General features: G+C 62.8%; 18 protein-coding genes. 10 read left to right on the forward strand and 8 right to left on the reverse strand.

Annotation, left to right across the window (positions count from 1 at the left end; translation table 11 throughout):
- The first annotated feature begins 28 nt into the window (after positions 1-28).
- Both VGP39_RS02930 and VGP39_RS02935 read left to right on the forward strand, forming a co-directional pair.
- Positions 29-1726 (forward strand): class I tRNA ligase family protein, encoded by a 1698-nt coding sequence (locus VGP39_RS02930; protein ID WP_414644546.1) that lies wholly within the window; start codon positions 29-31, stop codon positions 1724-1726.
- Between the two features lie 11 nt (positions 1727-1737).
- A complete protein-coding gene (locus VGP39_RS02935; RefSeq protein WP_327566608.1) occupies positions 1738-2124 on the forward strand; it encodes a VOC family protein in 387 nt (128 codons plus the stop codon).
- A 135-nt stretch (positions 2125-2259) separates the two neighbouring features.
- On the opposite strand, the gene VGP39_RS02940 is transcribed toward VGP39_RS02935, so the two are convergent.
- From VGP39_RS02940 to VGP39_RS02965, 6 genes are all read right to left on the reverse strand, one after another.
- Positions 2260-2400 (reverse strand): hypothetical protein, encoded by a 141-nt coding sequence (locus VGP39_RS02940; protein WP_327566609.1) that lies wholly within the window; start codon positions 2398-2400, stop codon positions 2260-2262.
- Positions 2401-2736: 336 nt separating this feature from the next.
- Entirely contained in the window at positions 2737-2928 is a 192-nt protein-coding gene (locus VGP39_RS02945) for a hypothetical protein (protein WP_327566610.1), read from the reverse strand.
- A gap of 36 nt (positions 2929-2964) precedes the next feature.
- On the reverse strand, positions 2965-3150 hold the full coding sequence (locus tag VGP39_RS02950; RefSeq protein ID WP_327566611.1) for a hypothetical protein: 186 nt from the start codon (positions 3148-3150) through the stop codon (positions 2965-2967).
- Between the two features lie 321 nt (positions 3151-3471).
- A complete protein-coding gene (locus tag VGP39_RS02955; protein WP_327566612.1) occupies positions 3472-4371 on the reverse strand; it encodes an outer membrane protein in 900 nt (299 codons plus the stop codon).
- 149 nt (positions 4372-4520) lie between these two features.
- Positions 4521-5117 carry a DNA-3-methyladenine glycosylase gene (locus VGP39_RS02960; protein WP_327566613.1) on the reverse strand — a complete coding sequence of 199 codons (597 nt, stop codon included), beginning with the start codon at positions 5115-5117 and terminating at the stop codon, positions 4521-4523.
- Between the two features lie 116 nt (positions 5118-5233).
- Positions 5234-5950 (reverse strand): Crp/Fnr family transcriptional regulator, encoded by a 717-nt coding sequence (locus VGP39_RS02965; RefSeq protein ID WP_327566614.1) that lies wholly within the window; start codon positions 5948-5950, stop codon positions 5234-5236.
- A gap of 143 nt (positions 5951-6093) precedes the next feature.
- Between VGP39_RS02965 and VGP39_RS02970 the strand changes: the two genes are divergently transcribed.
- From VGP39_RS02970 to VGP39_RS02980, 3 genes are read left to right on the forward strand one after another with little or no spacing between them, the layout of a single operon-like run.
- A complete protein-coding gene (locus VGP39_RS02970) occupies positions 6094-6558 on the forward strand; it encodes a DUF6894 family protein (RefSeq protein ID WP_327566615.1) in 465 nt (154 codons plus the stop codon).
- A gap of 30 nt (positions 6559-6588) precedes the next feature.
- Positions 6589-7548: a lipoyl synthase gene (gene lipA / locus VGP39_RS02975; RefSeq protein WP_327566616.1), complete on the forward strand. Its 960-nt coding sequence runs from the start codon at positions 6589-6591 to the stop codon at positions 7546-7548.
- A 10-nt stretch (positions 7549-7558) separates the two neighbouring features.
- Complete coding sequence (locus tag VGP39_RS02980) at positions 7559-8035, forward strand: type II toxin-antitoxin system RatA family toxin (protein WP_327566617.1); 477 nt, start codon at positions 7559-7561, stop codon at positions 8033-8035.
- Positions 8036-8220: 185 nt separating this feature from the next.
- On the opposite strand, the gene VGP39_RS02985 is transcribed toward VGP39_RS02980, so the two are convergent.
- Positions 8221-8823 (reverse strand): CinA family protein, encoded by a 603-nt coding sequence (locus VGP39_RS02985; protein WP_327566618.1) that lies wholly within the window; start codon positions 8821-8823, stop codon positions 8221-8223.
- A gap of 1 nt (position 8824) precedes the next feature.
- A complete protein-coding gene (locus VGP39_RS02990; RefSeq protein WP_327566619.1) occupies positions 8825-10021 on the reverse strand; it encodes a bifunctional 2-C-methyl-D-erythritol 4-phosphate cytidylyltransferase/2-C-methyl-D-erythritol 2,4-cyclodiphosphate synthase in 1197 nt (398 codons plus the stop codon).
- 236 nt (positions 10022-10257) lie between these two features.
- Here VGP39_RS02990 and dusB point away from each other — a divergent pair, with 236 nt between their 5' ends.
- The 5 genes from dusB to VGP39_RS03015 all read left to right on the forward strand — a co-directional run bounded on the left by dusB (position 10258) and on the right by VGP39_RS03015 (position 17807).
- Positions 10258-11304 carry a tRNA dihydrouridine synthase DusB gene (gene dusB / locus VGP39_RS02995; protein WP_327566620.1) on the forward strand — a complete coding sequence of 349 codons (1047 nt, stop codon included), beginning with the start codon at positions 10258-10260 and terminating at the stop codon, positions 11302-11304.
- Entirely contained in the window at positions 11301-12470 is a 1170-nt protein-coding gene (locus tag VGP39_RS03000; RefSeq protein WP_327566621.1) for a nitrogen regulation protein NR(II), read from the forward strand. The genes dusB and VGP39_RS03000 overlap by 4 nt, the downstream gene beginning before the upstream one ends.
- 16 nt (positions 12471-12486) lie before the next feature.
- Complete coding sequence (ntrC, locus tag VGP39_RS03005; protein WP_327566622.1) at positions 12487-13929, forward strand: nitrogen regulation protein NR(I); 1443 nt, start codon at positions 12487-12489, stop codon at positions 13927-13929.
- A gap of 170 nt (positions 13930-14099) precedes the next feature.
- Positions 14100-16412, forward strand: coding sequence for a PAS domain-containing sensor histidine kinase (locus VGP39_RS03010; RefSeq protein ID WP_327566624.1), 2313 nt, complete (start codon positions 14100-14102; stop codon positions 16410-16412).
- Between the two features lie 18 nt (positions 16413-16430).
- Positions 16431-17807: a sigma-54 dependent transcriptional regulator gene (locus tag VGP39_RS03015; RefSeq protein ID WP_327566623.1), complete on the forward strand. Its 1377-nt coding sequence runs from the start codon at positions 16431-16433 to the stop codon at positions 17805-17807.
- The last annotated feature ends 109 nt before the right edge of the window (positions 17808-17916 follow it).

Raw genomic sequence — 17916 nt, forward strand, 5'->3', positions numbered from 1 at the left:
TCTGGAAAGGATTGAGCCGAACACTCACATGGTGCCGCATGGCGATCGTTCCGGCGTCGTGATCGAGCCGTATCTCACGGATCAATGGTACGTTGATGCCAAGACCATGGCGCAACCGGCGATCGCGGCGGTGCGCAGCGGCGCCACCTCGTTCGTGCCGAAGAACTGGGAAAAAACCTACTTCGAATGGATGGAAAACATCCAGCCCTGGTGCATCTCGCGGCAGCTGTGGTGGGGCCATCAGATTCCCGCCTGGTACGGACCGGACGGAAAAGTGTTCGTCGCCGAAACCGAGGAAGAGGCCGTCGGCAATGCGCTCGGCTACTACGCCGAGCAGGAAGTCATCACGCCGGAGCAGGGCCGCGAGATGGCGCTCGACCCGGCAAAGCGGCAAAACTTCATCACCCGCGACGAAGACGTACTCGACACCTGGTTCTCCTCGGCGCTGTGGCCGTTCTCGACGCTGGGATGGCCGGACGATACCTCGGACGTCGAGCGCTATTACCCGACCGACGTGCTCGTGACCGGTTTCGACATCATCTTCTTCTGGGTGGCCCGGATGATGATGATGGGCCTGCACTTCATGAAGGATGTGCCGTTCCGCGATGTCTATATCCACCGTCTCGTCCGCGACGAGAAGGGCGCCAAGATGTCGAAGTCGAAGGGCAACGTCATCGATCCGCTCGGCGTCATCGACGACTACGGCGCCGACGCGCTGCGCTTTGCGCTGGCGCGCGCGGCGGCCCAAGGCCACGACATCAAGCTGTCGCCGCAGCACGTCGAAACCAACCGCAACTTTGCGACAAAACTCTGGAACGCCTGCCGCTTTGCCGAGATGAACGGCTGCGTGCTGCCGCCGGGGTTTGACCCCACGGCGACAAAGGAAACTTTTAATCGCTGGATTGTGAGCGAAACAGCGAGAACCGCAGGCGTAGTGGACTGGAAGTTGAAAGACTACAAGTTCAACGAAGCCGCTGGCGAACTCTATGCTCTGGTATGGGATATCTACTGCGATTGGTATCTTGAGCTCGTCAAGCCAGTCTTGCTCGGTGAGCGGGGCTCGGCAAAAGATGAAACGCGCGCCACTGTTGCTTGGGTACGAGATCAAATTCTGAAGTTACTGCATCCGTTCATGCCCTTCATTACTGAGGAGCTGTGGAGCGTAACCGCTATACGAGAAGAGATTTTAGCGCTTTCCGACTGGCCTAACCTTTCGACAGATTTTGAGAATACCCGGAGCTTCAGTGACGCTGGCGCCGAGGAAGAAATCGGCTGGCTGATTGAACTTGTTACGGCCGTCCGATCCGTTCGCTCTGAAATGAACATCACTGCACAAATACCTCTAATACTCGTTGCTCCCGGCGAATATACGCGAGAGCATGCAAGGTACTGGGGGGATTTTATAAAGCGGCTTGCCCGTGTATCTGAAATTTCATTTTCAGAGTCAGCACCGGAAGGCTCGGTACAAATCTTTGCTCGTGGTCAGGTCGCCGCATTGCCGTTGAAAGGCGTGATTGATCTTACGGCGGAGAAGGCGCGGCTCGACAAGGAATTGGCCAAAGCCGAAGCCGACATCAAGCGCGTCGATGCAAAATTGGCCAACGAAAAGTTCGTCGCCAACGCTCCAGAAGACATCGTCGAGGAAGAAAAAGAAAAGCGCGAAGCTGCCGCGGTGCGGAAGGCGAAGATCCTCGAGGCGCTCGACCGCCTTCGGCACGCGGCCTGAGAAGTTCATCCATGCTGGACCATGTCTACATCACGGCTTCCGACATGGTTGCGGCGGAACGGTTCTATGATGCGGTGATGGACGCGCTCGGCATCGTCAAGGTCGGACGCCGCGAGGACTGGCTTGGCTATGGCGAGCGGGCCGATGCCGACCATCCGGACAGGAACTACATCGCTATCCGGAAGGGGCCGGCGCCGCAGGAAGCCTATGCGCGCCATTGGTGCTTCAAGGCGCGGTCGCGAACCGCGGTCGACGCGTTCTGGGCAGCCGGCCTGGCGGCCGGCGGCACCGGCGATGGCCCACCCGGACTACGGCATTACCACGCGTCCTATTACGCAGCCTTCCTGCGCGATCCCGATGGCAACCGGATCGAAGCCGTCTGTCATCACGCGGTCTGATTGGACCGGCTTCCGAACGCAGAAGGAGCGATTGCGCCGGACCTTCATGAAATCCGACCCATACGCCGGATCATCGACGCTTCTTGAAATGAAAATCGACTTAGACGAAGAGGCCGCCAACCGAGCCAGCCTTACTCAATGCGATTCTTTTGAATCTTCGTCGCTCGGCTTCGGCCAATTCTCGGCTTGGGCCTGTTTAGGCAGCATTTGCAGCCACGAGCCTGCCAGCCGCAACCACGCATTTTTGTCGTCGGGGTTGATGGCGTTTTCTGCCATGCGACGGCACTCTGCCGCCTGCCGTCTATATTCTTCGTCCGTAGTCATGATGCCGCTATTAGATTCCCGTAATGTCCGGTCGGCAACATAAATCAAAAGGAACCCAGTAAAAAAGGGCCGGTACCGTCTATCGATGCTGGCGCTCGGCAGCCTGCGCTAGCTTGATCCATTCCTCAGCGATCCGGAGCCATGCTTCCTTATCCAGCGGGCTGAGAGCTTTGGTCCCGTGATCTTCGGCTTCTTTCGCCTGCCTGCGGAACCTTGCGGCATCATCTGACATGGCGACAGGGGTAGTCGCCATAGGTTCAATTAGCAAATGAGGCCGCCAGTTCGAAGCTACTCGGGGCCGTGCAAGAACAGCGAGATTTTGCGGTCAAGCTGCCAGAGTTCAACGTCGTGGCCGTCAACGAGTTGGCGGGCTTGCTCTTTCGCGGCCTCGTCGTTCTCACCGAAAAGTTCAACAGCACTGAGAATGTGGCCGTCGTCGCCCATGATGTACGCGCGATAGTGCTGAAGATCATCGGCCATCGCCGAATCTCACGTCGATTCCGAAACAAGGTTCGTTCACTTGGGCGATGCCAGTCCGGGCGAGTTCAGCCACTCGTTGATGTGCGAAGCTGTCTCAGCCTGGCGAGCCCGCCGCAAGAGCAGTTCCCGGGCCATGGTGCCGGGACGTTCTTTATCGGCCGCCTCTTTGAATCGAATGGCCTCTGCCGCGAGTCGCTGCTTAAAAGTAAGGGTGTTTTCCATGCGCTTGCTTCCCATAGCGCGCTGCCTCCGGTTCACGATCTCCTTATTTCTAAAATCGTTCAGAGTTGGTGTCGGCCCGGAAGCCGACTCTATGGCGAAAAAAAGAGGCACAATTCAAATTAGGCCACTTTGGTTAAACAGGCCAGTACCGGGCTGCGCGATCACGCGTCCTACTACGCAGCCTTCCTGCGCGATCCGGACGGCAACCGGATCGAAGCCGTGTGCCATCACGCGCTCCGATTGGACCGTCCAGAAAAGCCAAAGAGCGCGGCGTGATGGCGCCGCGCTCTTCAATATTATAGTCGCCGCCGCGAGCGACGATCAGTAGCGCGCGACCACCGGGCCGCCCCAGTTGAAGCGGTAGTTGAGGCGCGCGGTGGCCTGGTCGACCGTCAGCCGCTGGGTCGATGTCCCGGTGAAGAAAATGGGAGCTGCGGCAAGCCCGCTGGGAATGTCGAAGGTTGTGGCGCGGTTGCCGAAGTCGGTGTGGCGATATTCGCCGGCCACGCTCCAGTTCTGGCTGAACGCCCATTCGATGCCGCCGCCGACGGTCCAGCCCCAGCGCGTGGTATGGCCGCCATTGGTTGCCACGTACGTTCCCGCCGGAGGAAGGCCGATGCCCGGTCCGTTGACGAGCGTGGTGGTGGAGCCGCCGATCTCCGCGACCGCAGCGCCGCCGGTGACATAGAACAGGGCGCGATCGACCGCGAAGCCGGCGCGCCCGCGGAATGTCGCCATCCACTCGATATGGCCGAAATCGACCGTCACCGTCTGGGTGACCGGAACGGCGAAGATCGGCGCGCCGATGGTACGCGAGGCGGTGCCGCTGGTGCCGTTCAAGCCGGTGCCGACCGCGTCGGCCTCGAAGCCAAGCACGAACTGATTGACCTGCCAATTGTAGCCGATCTGGCCGCCGCCGATGACGCCGCTGCGTCGGCCGCCGCCGAGCAGCACGTCCAGCTGCCCGGGAATGATGGTCGGTATGGCCACCGCCGGTGGAAGCACAGCGAAGGGAGGGAACAGCGGTCCGAAATCGCTGCCGCCATTGTCGGGAGTCCAGGCTCCGCCGATATTGGCGCCGATGTAAAAGCCGGTCCAGCTGAAGGGGGCCGGCGCCATCGCCATCGGCGCGGCCCTGACGGCCATATCGGCGGCACTGGCCGTCACGATGCCAGTGAGTAACGCACTTCCCGCAACTGCCGCGATTGCCAGCTTCTTCATAGTTGCCCCCAAATTTCCGTCGGCGCAGTGCGCCCTAATCCGGAAATCCTAGTGGGGGGCCACTCAGAATGCTGTCACCGGCACGCCACAGTTGAGATTATTGCGGATTGTTCCACAGCGCGGGACGGCGGGCCAAAGCCCCGGCCGCTTCAAAACGGCTTGCTCAGGAATTTCGCGCCTTTCAGGCCATATCGCCACGGCAGCTCGACTGCCTTCGTGATGCCAATCCGCATTCCCGTCGCGATTTCAGGCTTCTCCGTCCGCGCATGCAGCGCAATCGGCGGCGCATCCAGCGCCAGCCCGTTATGAGCGTCGGTAATCCCGAGCGCTTCGGTCAGCTTGCCGGGCCCGGAACACAGCGACCGTTCGTCATGCAGTCCGCGCCGCCGCCGCATCGCCGGGATGCCGTGGGTCGGCTGCAAAGCGCGAATCAGCACCGCGCTCGCCGAGCCTTCCTTCTCGCAAACGAAATTCACGCACCAATGGATGCCGTAGGAGCGATAGACGTAGACAAAGCCGGGCGGACCGAACATCACAAGGTTGCGCGGCGTCGGCCCGCGAAACGAATGCGCCGCGGGATCGGTGTGATGATACGCCTCGACCTCGACGATGACGCCGCCGACGCCGTTCACCAGCAGCGTCGCGCCGATCAGTTCGGGTGCGACCTCGTGTACGCTGCGGGCAAAGAACGCGCGCTTCAGCGGCTTGCCCAGCCTTTGCTCGTTGCCGGTAAAGTTTCGGGCCATTAGGGCTTGGTATGCTAGACCGGAAGCAGGCCAAGGGGAGCGGTTGCGTTCCCTGACCGACTTCAAACGAGAAAGGCGTCTAGCGGCAAGGCGATTGTCGTGTGTCTCCCTAGGGATCACTGCACAACGCCGTTTGGTGCGGAACCTTTCACGACGTGGCGATAATCTTCAAGGGATTGGTAGCATTCGCAGGATGATTGCCTCAAACGTTCTATATCCAGGATCTGGATGTGGCCGCGCTTGCATCTGATTATCTCGGCAGCCTGCAAGGAAACGGCGGCCGCCGTTACGCTGGTGCGCCTTACCGCGATCATCTCTGCCAGCAAATCCTGCGTCACCGCGAGGTTCACTCCCACGAGATCGTTCATCCGCAGGATCCATCTGGATACCCTCTGTTGAACAGTGTGAACGGCATTGCATGCCGCCGACTGCTGGACTTCCGAGAGGAAGATTTGCTCGTAACTCAAGATCAGCGAGCGAAGCACCGGAAAATCCTGGACGATCTCAGCCAGACGCTCTGCCTGGACCACTGCCGCCTGACCTGGGACCTGCACAACAATCTTGTTGGGAGATACCTTGCCGTCAAGGGCCTGTAGCGCCCCAACCGCGCCATCACGACCGACCACGCCGGTTTGCACGAGACGACCGTCTGTCAGCGGGACCAAAAAGGAGATAACGCCTGAATACGGAAAGTACACTTGATCTATCCTTTCGAGCGGTTCCGCCACTACTTGGCCTTGCTCCAGCGGAGCCGCGCGAATATGCGGCCCAAGCCGGGACCTTCCTCCCGCGTCAAGCACAGACGCCAGCAATTCGTTTGGATTGTCGGCCACACGCGCTCTCCGAATGCCAGCTCACTATGTCACCTCGCCGACATTGGGGAAACCCGACATTGGAACTTTTTTCATCTCATGCGAGACTGCCCACTTCTACCACAGGCCTGGTACACTATATTAAAGCCGAACCGGAGCGATCCATGAGCCGTTATTTCCTGCACCTAAGAGACTTCAAAGGCGAGTTGATCGAGGACGAAGAAGGCTCTGATCTTCCGAGCCTGAGTGTCGCCAAGGAACATGCCATGCTTGCCATGCATGACCTCGTAGCTGAGGCGATTAGACGAGGCGATGAGCCCTCATTTGAAGCGATTGTCGTAGCCGATGAACGCGGGACACATGTTGCCGCCGTGCCCCTCCTTGCTGCGATCGTCGGCTTGCTCAAACACCCTGAAAAGGTCGTTCGGGCGGGCAGGTTCGAGGAATACCGCCGGAACGCGGATCAGTGCCGAGGCAAGGCTGAAAACACAGCCGAGCGCGAGGACAAGATCTCTTGGCTGAAGCTTGCTGATGCTTGGCTTCAGATGCTGCCGCCGACCCACTCGCCGAGTGGTGATCTCGCTGGTTGGCCCAGGCTATCCGATACGGACTCCAAGGCTTCCCACTGACATTCGTCACGATCCCAGCAAGATCACTTCATGGTCGTCGTCGTCGATACCGTCTCAGCCACCCCGCTGCGCCCGCGCCACCCTGAGAAGGTGAACCGGCCGGATGCGCTGTCGCCGCCGAAACCGGAGTGGATCCGGGTGCGCGCGCCGAACACGCGCGGTTATGCCGACACAAGCAGGATCGTCAAGGAAAACGGCCTCGTCACCGTATGCGAAGAGGCGGGCTGCCCCAATATCGGCGAGTGCTGGGACAAGAAGCACGCCACCTTCATGATCATGGGCGACACCTGCACCCGCGCCTGCGCCTTCTGCAACGTCAAGACCGGGATGCCCGGCGCGCTCGATGCCTCCGAGCCGGAGCATGTCGCCGAGGCCACATTCAAGCTCGGCCTCGCCCATATCGTCGTCACCTCGGTCGACCGTGACGATCTCGCCGACGGCGGCGCCGAGCATTTTGCGCAAACGATCCGCGCCATCCGCGCGCGCTGCCCCGCCACGACCGTCGAAATCCTCACCCCGGACTTCTTGCGCAAGGACGGCGCGCTTGAGGTGGTGGTGGCCGCCAAGCCCGATGTGTTCAACCACAATCTCGAAACCGTGCCGTCGCGCTATCTGACGGTGCGGCCGGGCGCGCGGTATTTCCATTCCATCCGGCTGCTGCAACGGGTCAAGGAAATCGATCCGGCGATTTTCACCAAGTCGGGCATCATGGTGGGCTTGGGCGAAGAGCGCCATGAGGTATTGCAGGTGATGGATGACCTGCGCTCGGCGGAGGTCGATTTCCTCACCATCGGTCAATACCTGCAGCCGACCCGCAAGCATCACGCCGTGATGCGCTACGTCCCGCCGGATGAATTCTCGGGCTATGAGAAGGTTGCCTACACCAAGGGGTTCTTGATGGTGTCGGCAAGCCCGCTGACGCGGTCGTCGCATCATGCCGGCGACGACTTTGCCAGATTGCGGGCGGCGCGCGCTGCGCTAACGCGCTGAGCATCTGATCATGCCGAGATTCTCCAGCAAGCGCCGGGTTCGCCACAGCGCGCCGCAGATGTTCGATCTCGTCGCCGATGTCGAGCGCTATCCGGAATTCGTGCCGCTGTGCAAATCGCTGAAAATCCGCCAGCGCACGGCAAAACCCGACGGCACCGAGATCGTCATTGCCGACATGACGGTGTCGTTCAAGCTGGTGCGCGAGGCTTTTACCAGCCGGGTGACGCTGGACCGGCCTAATCTCAAGATCATGGTCGAATATCTGCAGGGCCCGTTCAGCAATCTGGAGAACCGCTGGTCGTTCGAGCCGAAGAGCGACACCGCCTGCGACGTCGGGTTTTACATCGCCTATGAATTCAAGAGCCGGATGCTGGGGATGCTGATGGGCGCCATGTTCGACGCGGCGTTCCAGCGTTTTGCCGCGGCGTTCGAGAAACGCGCGGATGCGGTTTATGGGAAGCGAGTCACAAGCAACTCGTCATCCTGAGGCGCGCGCCGCAAAGCGGCGAGCCTCGAAGGATCGGCCACACGCGCCGGCGCTCGCGGCCCATCCTTCGAGACGCCGCGCAAGAGCGCGGCCCTCAGGATGACGATGGAGTGTGTGGCGCTCTGGTTTCTCACGAAACAGCGCTTTGCAAGAACTGCGCGCCGCACCGCGTCCGGACACGACTGTCACACCCTCGGCGCTCGCCGCCGCTTCACCGCGCTCCGCCGCGGCGATCGCGCCACCCGCGGATGCAGCCGGCTGGCGGCTTCGCGGCGCGGCTTGGCGGGCGCCTGTGGTCCGCGCGCGAGCTCCATCAGCATCCGCAACGCCTCGACGACCGAACGCTGACGCACCGTGCTGCGGCCGATGGCGCCGAAGCGGCACTCGCGATGCAGGATTCGTCCATCGCGCGCAGCGACGGCAAAATGCACGAGGCCGACCGGCTTGCCCGGGGTCGCGCCGCCGGGGCCCGCGATGCCGGTGATGGAAACCGCGAGATCGACGCCGGCTTTTTCCAGCGCGCCGATCGCCATCGCGGTGGCGGTTTCCTTGCTGACGGCGCCGAAACTGTCGAGCGTCGTTGCCTTGACGCCGAGCATCGTTCGCTTGGCGTCGTCGGAGTAGGTGACAAACCCGCGGTCGATCACGTCGGAGGAGCCGGGAATATCCGTCAGCGCGCCGGCGACCAGTCCGCCGGTGCAGGATTCGGCGGTGGCGACGGTGAGCTTGCGGCTCCGGCACAGATCGAGCAGCGAGCGGGAGAGGGCGCGGGCGTCGCTGCCGCTCATCTCAGTCGCTCCAACCTTTATCGTCCCACGGCAGGCGGATGGTGGCGCTGGCCATCGCGGCGACGCCTTCCTCGCGGCCGGTGAAGCCGAGCCGTTCGCTGGTGGTGGCTTTCACCCCCACGCGCGACAGGTTCAATCCGGTAATCTCCGCGATCCGCGCGCGCATGGCGTCACGAAAAGGTCCGATCTTCGGCCGCTCGCAGATCAGCGTCACGTCGAGATGGGCGATGCGTCCGCCGCGCGCGGCGACGCGATCGACCGCGTATTTCAGGAACCGGTCCGACGCGGCGCCCTTCCATTGCGGATCGCTCGGTGGAAAATGTGAGCCGATGTCGCCGTCGGCCAGCGCGCCGAGAATCGCATCGACCAGCGCGTGCAGGCCGACATCGCCATCGGAATGCGCCAGAAAGCCGCGTGTATGCGGCACCCTCACGCCGCAGATCATCAGGTGATCGCCATCGCCGAAGGCATGGACGTCGTAGCCGCTTCCCGTCCTGATATCGCCGAGCATGGCGCCGAGGCGCGCCTCTTCGCGGACAAAGTCTTCCGGAGTCGTGAGCTTCATGTTGGCCGGGTCGCCTTCAAATGTCGCCACCGTCAGTCCTGCCCATTCCGCCAGCGCGGCGTCATCGGTAAAATCGTCGCGGCCCTCGCGCGCCGCGCGCCTATGCGCACCGAGAATGACATCGTAGCGAAACGACTGCGGCGTCTGCGCGATGCGCAGCCGGGCGCGGTCCGGCGTGGCCTCGACATGCCCGCTGTCGCCGATCAGTTTTATCGTGTCGGTCACGGGAATTGCGGGTACCGCCGCGCCGGTCAGGCCTGCGGCATCGATCGCGCGTGAGATCACCGCCGCGGTGACGAAGGGCCGCGCAGCGTCGTGGATCAGCACGATGTCGGGCGACTGGCCTGCGAGCGCTTCCAGTCCGGCGCGGACCGAAGCCTGGCGGGTCGCGCCGCCGCTTGCAGGCGGCTGGTAGCGCATGTCGCTGACAGCTTCGTTGAACATCGCGGCATCGTCGGGATTGAGCACTGGTTGCACGGCAAAGATCTGTGGATGGCGGCAAAAAGGCTCCATCGCCCGCGAAATCACGGTTCGGCCGCCGATCGAGCGGTATTGCTTTGGGCCGCCGGACCCGGCACGGAGCCCGCGGCCGGCGGCGACAATGATGGCGGCAGTCCGTTTGGTTGTCGGCATCGTGATCTGTCAGGGGTAATACGGGAGGTGAAACCGGGCGTTCGGTCCGGTGGCGCACAGCCCTTATCACGCCGTCATGCGAAAACGGAACGATTCCCAATAGCTGTGCGTATTTTGTTGCAGTGCACTTGCAAGAATGCCAGAACTGTCTAAAGTGTAGGCATGAAACTTGACTGCACAAGAAATGTGCGCAGAATTATATGCGCGGCAGCCGCAATGAAGCGGTTGTCACAAAAATGAGTATTTCCGTGACCGGCCCGGTAGCCTCTGCATACAAGCCGCTGAAAATTGGCGATATCGAGATCGCGAACCGGGTCTTGCTGGCGCCGATGTCGGGGGTGACTGACGCGCCGTTTCGGCGGCTTGCAGCTTCGCTTGGCGCAGGCCTCGTCGTTTCCGAAATGACAGCCAGCGACGATCTCGTCCACGGCCGGCCGATGTCGGTGCTGCGATGCGAGGCCACCGGCATCGGGCCTCACGTCGTTCAACTCGCGGGCTGCGAATCACATTGGATGGCGGAGGGCGCGCGCGTTGCTGAGGCCGCGGGCGCCGACATCATCGACATCAACATGGGCTGCCCGGCGCGCCATGTGACCGGCGGCCAGTCCGGCTCGGCGCTGATGCGAGATCTCGATCATGCGCTGAAATTGATTGAGGCAACGATCGCAGCGGTGAAAGTCCCGGTGACGTTGAAAATGCGGCTCGGCTGGGACGACCGCTCGCTGAATGCCCCCGAACTGGCGCGGCGCGCGGAATCCTCGGGCGTGCAGCTGATCACGGTTCACGGCCGCACGCGGTGCCAGTTCTACAAGGGCGAGGCCGACTGGAGCGCGGTGCGGGCGGTGAAGCACGCGATCAAAATTCCGCTCGTGGTCAACGGCGACATCACATCCTACGAGAAGGCCGTCGCAGCCCTTGCGATGTCCGGCGCCGATGCGGTGATGGTCGGGCGGGGCGCGCAGGGCCAGCCATGGCTGCCGGGCCAAATTGGACGCCGGCTCGAGAACGGAATCGCGGAAGCCGCGCCGACGCTGGACGATCAGCTGAACTACGTCTGCACGCTCTACGACGAAGTCGTCAGCCATTACGGTCTGCGCATCGGGCTTCGCCATGCCCGAAAACATCTCGGCTGGGCGCTGGACACAGCTGCGAAAGTCAGCTGCGCGCCGGTGGCCGTTCTCAAGACCTGGCGGCAAAAGATCTTGACCGCCGAGGATCCCAATGGCGTGCATCGTTCTCTGCATGATGCATTTGGCGACTTTGCATGGAGCGCTTCCGCATGACATCCGCCGCGGAACATCGCCGCCCGCCGCTATCGGATAGCGACGCCATTCTCAACGCGCTGCCAAATCCTGTGTTGCTGGTCGCGCCCGACGGCAAGATCGTCGATGCCAACATGGCCGCGGAATCCTTTTTCGAGATTTCAACCCAGTTTCTGCGCCGCCAGTCGCTGAAGGAACTGGTGCCGTTCGGCAGCCCGCTGCTGGCGCTGATCGATCAGGTGCGCTCGATCGGCTCGCCGGTCAACGAATACAAGGTCGATCTCGGCACGCCGCGGATCGGCGGTGACCGCCAGGTCGACCTGCATGTCGCACCCTTGACGGAGCGGCCGGGCCATATCGTGGTGATGCTGCAGGAGCGCACCATCGCCGACAAGATGGACCGGCAATTGACGCATCGAAGCGCGGCGCGCTCGGTGATCGCGCTGGCTGCGATGCTGGCGCACGAGATCAAGAATCCCTTGTCCGGAATTCGCGGCGCGGCGCAGCTGCTCGAACAAGCCGCATCCTCGGAAGACCGCATGCTGACCCGGCTGATCTGCGACGAGGCCGACCGCATCGTCACGCTGGTCGATCGCATGGAAGTGTTCGGCGACGACCGGCCGGTGGTGCGCGGGCCCGTCAACATTCATTCGGTGCTCGATCACGTGAAAAGGCTGGCGCAATCCGGCTTTGCGCGCAACGTCCGCTTCGTCGAGGACTACGATCCATCGCTGCCGCCGGTGCTCGCCAATCAGGACCAGCTGATCCAGGTGTTTCTGAACCTGGTGAAGAACGCCGCCGAAGCCGTGGTCGATCTCGGCAGCGACGGCGAAATCCAGCTTACCACCGCGTTCCGGCCGGGCGTCCGCCTGTCGATCCCCGGAAAGAAATCGCGGGTGTCGCTGCCGCTCGAATTCTGCGTCAAGGACAACGGCCCCGGCGTGCCGGAAGACCTGCTGCCGAACCTGTTCGATCCGTTCGTGACCACCAAGCCGACCGGCAGCGGGCTCGGCCTTGCGCTGGTCGCCAAGATCGTCGGCGATCACGGCGGCATCATCGAATGCGAATCGCAGCCGCGCAAAACCGTTTTCCGCGTGCTGCTGCCGATGTTCTCGACCGCCAGGAAACTCGAACAAAGCAACGGCGACGACGTGCCGGGACCGTCATCGCTTGCCTCACAGGACTGAAAGATGAGGAATAAAAATGCCCGCAGGTAGCATTCTTGTCGCCGATGACGACACCGCCATCCGCACGGTTCTCAATCAGGCGCTTTCCCGCGCCGGATATGAGGTGCGCCTGACCGGCAACGCGACGACGTTGTGGCGCTGGGTCAGCCAGGGGGAGGGCGACCTCGTCATCACCGACGTCGTGATGCCCGACGAAAACGCGTTCGACCTGTTGCCGCGGATCAAGAAGATGCGGCCCAATCTGCCGGTCATCGTCATGAGCGCGCAGAACACGTTCATGACGGCGATCCGGGCATCCGAGAAGGGAGCCTACGAATATCTGCCAAAACCGTTCGACCTGAAGGAATTGATCGCCATCGTCGGCCGCGCGCTGGCCGAGCCGAAGGAGCGCGTCGCCCATCACGCCGACGAGGCCGAGTTCGACTCCATTCCGCTGGTCGGCCGCTCGCCGGCGATGCAGGAAATCTACCGGGTTCTCGCGCGGCTGATGCAGACCGATCTCACCGTGATGATCTCCGGCGAGTCCGGCACCGGCAAGGAACTGGTCGCACGCGCGCTGCATGACTATGGCAAGCGGCGCAACGGGCCGTTCGTCGCCGTCAACATGGCGGCGATCCCGCGCGATCTCATCGAGTCGGAATTGTTCGGCCATGAACGCGGCGCATTCACCGGCGCCAACACCCGCGCCTCCGGCCGCTTCGAACAGGCCGAAGGCGGCACGCTGTTCCTCGACGAAATCGGCGACATGCCGATGGAAGCGCAGACGCGGTTGCTGCGCGTGCTGCAGCAGGGCGAATACACCACGGTCGGCGGCCGCACCCCGATCAAGACCGACGTGCGCATCGTCGCGGCCAGCAACAAGGATTTGCGCATCCTGATCCAGCAGGGCCTGTTCCGCGAAGATCTGTTCTTCCGCCTCAACGTCGTGCCGCTGCGGCTGCCTCCCTTGCGCGAGCGCATCGAGGATTTGCCCGATCTGATCCGGCATTTTTTCGCGCTGGCGGAAAAAGACGGGTTGCCGCCGAAAAAGCTCGACGCGCTGGCGCTCGAGCGCATGAAGCAGCATCGCTGGCCCGGCAACGTCCGCGAACTGGAAAATCTCGCGCGCCGGCTGGCGGCGCTGTACCCGCAGGACGTGATCACCGGCTCGGTGATCGACGGCGAACTGGCGCCGCCGGCGGTGGTCTCCGGCGGCAACGCGCATCACGGCGTCGACAATCTCGGCGGCGCGGTCGAAGTCTATCTGTCCTCGCACTTTTCCAGCTTTCCCAACGGCGTGCCGCCGCCGGGCCTTTACCACCGGATCCTCCGTGAAATCGAGGTGCCGCTGCTCACGGCCGCGCTGGCCGCGACCCGCGGCAACCAGATCCGGGCGGCGGATCTGCTCGGCCTCAACCGCAACACCCTGCGCAAGAAAATCCGCGACCTGGACATTCAGGTGTACCGCACCGGCAGTTGAGATCGCCGCGCAGGGGGCACGATTTCCGGTTTGACGCGGGGCCGAGAGCCGTGCGGCGGTTGACGCCGGCAAAATGTGCCGCGGATTAGTCGCAATTCGGCAACATTGTGATATGAATGCATCAGTCCGGCTGTCGGCTCGACAGCGGCATCACGCTCACCTGTTCCGGAATGACCAGCGCAGATACGTCGGCCCCAGCGTTTGATCCGTCGTTCGCCGAGCCTCGTGGGTGGCCCCTGCGCAGGCTGCTGGCGCCGTTCGCGGTCGGCTTCGCGCTGCTGTCTGCATTCCTCACCTTCGTGGTGCTCACCGGCCTCACCCCGATCGAGCCCAAGCGCGAGGTCGTCGTCTCTTTCCTGCTCATCAATGCCGCGACCATCCTGCTGCTGGTTGCCATCATCGTCCGCGAAGTCTGGCAACTGGTGCAGGCGCGCCGGCGCGGGCGTGCGGCGGCCAGACTGCATGTCCAGATCGTCAGCCTGTTCTCGGTGATCGCGGTGCTGCCGGCGGTGCTGGTCTCGGTCGTCGCCAATGTGACGATCGACCGCGGCCTCGACCGTTTGTTTTCAGGGACGACGAAAGCTGCGATCGACAACTCGCTGATTGTCGCCAGCGCTTATCTCAACGAGCATGCCCAGCTCATTCGCGGCGATATTCTCGGAATGGCGAACGATATCGCCATGGCGCGGCCGTTGTTCGATCAGGACCGCCGGTCGTTTCGTGACATGCTGACGGCGAGCGCTGCTGCGCGCAATCTTCCGGGTGCGATGCTGCTCGACAAGGAAGCCAACGTTCTGGAAACCGCGCAAACCGGCATTGAGCAGGATTTCAGCAAGCCGCCGGCGGAGTTCATCAAGGGCTTCAACGATACCGAGCCGGAGATCGTGATCGAAGCGAATTACGTCGCCGCGGTCGTTCGCCTGCGCGCCTTCAACGATACGTTCCTGTATGTCGCACGCCTGCTCGATCCGCGCGTCGTCGCGCAGCTGCGGCAAACCCAGGCCACGGTTGCCGAATATGCCCAGATCGAATCGCGCAAGCTCGGCATCCAGGTGGCGTTCGCGCTGATGTTCGCGGTGATCGCGCTGACCATCCTGATGGCCTCGGTGCTGATCGGGCTCAATTTCGCCAACTGGCTGGTGGCGCCGATCCGGCGCCTGATGGGCGCCGCCAATGTCGTGTCGACCGGCGATCTTCACGTGCAGGTGCCGGTTCTCAAATCCGAGGGCGATCTGGCGCAGCTCGGCGAGACCTTCAACAAGATGACGCAGGAGTTGCGCACCCAGCGCGACGAACTGGTGAGCGCGAGCGAGGTGATCGACAGCCGGCGCCGCTTCATCGAGGCCGTGCTGTCCTCGGCGAGCGCCGGCATTATCGGCGTCGATGGCTTCGGCAGCGTCCGCATCCTCAATCGCTCGGCCGAGAAGCTGATCGGCCACGCGGAATCCGAAACGCTCGGCTATCCGCTGTCGGAAATCATCCCCGAACTCGACGACATGATGCGAACCGCGCGGGAGGGCACGCAGCGGCTGGTGCAGGGCCAGATCACCATCACCCGCGACGGCCGCGAGCGCAATCTTTCCGTGCGGGTCAGCGCCGAGCATACCAGCCAGTCGCAGGACAGCTACATCATCACGCTCGACGACATCACCGACCTGATTTCCGCGCAGCGCACCTCGGCATGGGGCGACGTGGCGCGCCGCATCGCCCATGAAATCAAGAACCCGCTGACCCCGATCCAGCTTTCGGCCGAACGCATCCGACGCAAGTTCGGCAAGGTCATTACCGAGGACAAGGCGATCTTCGAGCAGTGCACCGACACCATCGTGCGCCAGGTCGACGACATCAGGCGGATGGTCGACGAGTTCTCGCGCTTTGCGCGGATGCCAAAACCCGTGATGGAAGGCGAGGATGTCGCCGACACCGTGCGGCAGGTGGTGTTCCTGATGCGGGTCGGCCATCCCGAGATCGATATCGAGACGGTAATCAAGGACGAGCCGATACGGGCGCAGTTCGACCGCCGGCTGATCAGCCAGGCGCTCACCAACATCATCAAGAACGCGACCGAAGCCATTGAAGCTGTTCCGGCCGAGACACTTGGCAAAGGCCGGATCGAGGTCATCGCGATGCGCGAGGGCGAGGACATCGTGATCGACATCATCGACAACGGCAAAGGCCTGCCGAAGGTGAGCCGGTCGCGCCTGCTCGAGCCCTATGTCACGACGCGGGAGAAAGGAACCGGGCTTGGCCTTGCGATCGTGGGGCGGGTTCTGGAAGACCATGGCGGCGGCATCGAACTCCATGATGCGGCGGAAATCCGCCCAGGCGCGCGCGGAGCCTGGATGCGGCTGCGCTTCGCCATGTCCGGCCAGGCGCCGAACGCCAAGCCGGATGGCGGCGTGACGCCATCCCAGGATGAAACCGCCGAGCCTTCCGAGGCGACTGACAACGAGACAAAAATCAAAGCCGCAACAGGCAGCTGACAGGACAGGGGGTGACCCATGGCAACAACAAATGATATTCTGATTGTTGATGACGAAGCAGATATCCGCGATCTGGTTGCGGGCATTCTCGAGGACGAGGGATTCACCACCCGGACCGCTCGCGACAGCGATTCGGCGCTGACGGAAATTTCCAACCGCCGCCCGCATCTGGTGTTTCTCGACATCTGGCTGCAAGGCAGCAAGCTCGACGGCCTGCAGCTGCTCGAGGCGATCAAGCGCGACCATCCCGAGCTGCCGATCGTGATGATCTCCGGTCACGGCAACATCGAAACCGCGGTCGCCGCGATCAAGCGCGGCGCCTATGATTTCATCGAAAAGCCGTTCAAGTCGGACCGCCTCATCCTGGTGGCGACGCGCGCGCTGGAGACATCGCGGCTGAAGCGGGAAGTGAAGGAATTGAAGCAGCTGGCGCCGGCCTCCAGCACGCTGATGGGCCGCTCCGCCTGCATGAACCAGCTGCGCCAGACCATCGAGCGGGCCGCCAAGGCCAACAGCCGCATCATGATCGTCGGCCCCTCCGGCGCCGGCAAGGAACTGACGGCGCGCACGCTGCACCACGCGTCGACCCGCTCCGAAGGCCCGTTCGTCGTCATCAATGCCGCGGCGATCACGCCGGAGCGCATGGAAGTCGAACTGTTCGGCATCGAACAGACCAACGGCGAGCAGGCGCGCAAACCGGGCGCGCTGGAAGAGGCGCATGGCGGCACATTGTTCATCGACGAGGTTGCCGACATGCCGCGCGAAACCCAGAACAAGATATTGCGCGTGCTGGTGGATCAGACCTTTCAGCGCTCCGGCGGCACCAACAAAGTCCATGTCGACGTCCGCATTATTTCCTCCACCGCGCGCAACCTGGAAGAGGAGATCGCCGAAGGGCGATTCCGCGAGGACTTGTTTCACCGGCTGAGTGTGGTGCCGATCCGGGTGCCGCCGCTGTCGGAGCGCCGCGAGGATATTCCCGAACTGATCGGCTATTTCATGGACCAGATTTCGGCCGCAACCGGCCTGCCGAAACGCCAGATCGGCCAGGACGCCATGGCCGTGCTGCAGTCGCATGTCTGGCCGGGAAACGTCCGCCAGCTCCGCAACAATGTCGAGCGCGTGATGATTCTTGCAGGCGGCGGGCCCGAGGTGATCATCACCGCCGACATGCTGCCGCAGGACGTCGGCTCGATGGTGCCGGCGATGCCGACCAGCAACAATGGCGAGCACATCATGGGCCTGCCGCTGCGCGAGGCTCGCGAGGTGTTCGAGCGCGACTATTTGATCGCCCAGATCAGCCGCTTCTCCGGCAACATCTCGCGCACCGCGGAATTCGTCGGCATGGAGCGCTCGGCGCTGCACCGCAAGCTGAAGGCGCTGGGGGTGGGGTAGGGCGTAGGGCGCAATAAGCGACGCGCATTGCGCCGCCCCCTTCAAACCCGCTCGCCGAAGTCGCCCGCGACCGAGGCGTCGCCCGCCCAATCTTCCGGAAATAATCCCG

Source organism: Bradyrhizobium sp. (genome assembly GCF_036009065.1).
GTDB lineage: Bacteria > Pseudomonadota > Alphaproteobacteria > Rhizobiales > Xanthobacteraceae > Bradyrhizobium.

Excerpts from the sequence above, each read along its gene's own strand:
- VGP39_RS02930 (WP_414644546.1), top strand. The coding sequence starts at position 29 with ATGGTGCCGCATGGCGATCGTTCCGGCGTCGTGATCGAGCCGTATCTC.
- VGP39_RS02935 (WP_327566608.1), top strand. The coding sequence starts at position 1,738 with ATGCTGGACCATGTCTACATCACGGCTTCCGACATGGTTGCGGCGGAA.
- VGP39_RS02940 (WP_327566609.1), bottom strand. The coding sequence starts at position 2,400 with ATGGCAGAAAACGCCATCAACCCCGACGACAAAAATGCGTGGTTGCGG.
- VGP39_RS02945 (WP_327566610.1), bottom strand. The coding sequence starts at position 2,928 with ATGGCCGATGATCTTCAGCACTATCGCGCGTACATCATGGGCGACGAC.
- VGP39_RS02950 (WP_327566611.1), bottom strand. The coding sequence starts at position 3,150 with ATGGAAAACACCCTTACTTTTAAGCAGCGACTCGCGGCAGAGGCCATT.
- VGP39_RS02955 (WP_327566612.1), bottom strand. The coding sequence starts at position 4,371 with ATGAAGAAGCTGGCAATCGCGGCAGTTGCGGGAAGTGCGTTACTCACT.
- VGP39_RS02960 (WP_327566613.1), bottom strand. The coding sequence starts at position 5,117 with ATGGCCCGAAACTTTACCGGCAACGAGCAAAGGCTGGGCAAGCCGCTG.
- VGP39_RS02970 (WP_327566615.1), top strand. The coding sequence starts at position 6,094 with ATGAGCCGTTATTTCCTGCACCTAAGAGACTTCAAAGGCGAGTTGATC.
- lipA (WP_327566616.1), top strand. The coding sequence starts at position 6,589 with ATGGTCGTCGTCGTCGATACCGTCTCAGCCACCCCGCTGCGCCCGCGC.
- VGP39_RS02980 (WP_327566617.1), top strand. The coding sequence starts at position 7,559 with ATGCCGAGATTCTCCAGCAAGCGCCGGGTTCGCCACAGCGCGCCGCAG.
- VGP39_RS02985 (WP_327566618.1), bottom strand. The coding sequence starts at position 8,823 with ATGAGCGGCAGCGACGCCCGCGCCCTCTCCCGCTCGCTGCTCGATCTG.
- VGP39_RS02990 (WP_327566619.1), bottom strand. The coding sequence starts at position 10,021 with ATGCCGACAACCAAACGGACTGCCGCCATCATTGTCGCCGCCGGCCGC.
- dusB (WP_327566620.1), top strand. The coding sequence starts at position 10,258 with ATGAGTATTTCCGTGACCGGCCCGGTAGCCTCTGCATACAAGCCGCTG.
- VGP39_RS03000 (WP_327566621.1), top strand. The coding sequence starts at position 11,301 with ATGACATCCGCCGCGGAACATCGCCGCCCGCCGCTATCGGATAGCGAC.
- ntrC (WP_327566622.1), top strand. The coding sequence starts at position 12,487 with ATGCCCGCAGGTAGCATTCTTGTCGCCGATGACGACACCGCCATCCGC.
- VGP39_RS03010 (WP_327566624.1), top strand. The coding sequence starts at position 14,100 with ATGACCAGCGCAGATACGTCGGCCCCAGCGTTTGATCCGTCGTTCGCC.
- VGP39_RS03015 (WP_327566623.1), top strand. The coding sequence starts at position 16,431 with ATGGCAACAACAAATGATATTCTGATTGTTGATGACGAAGCAGATATC.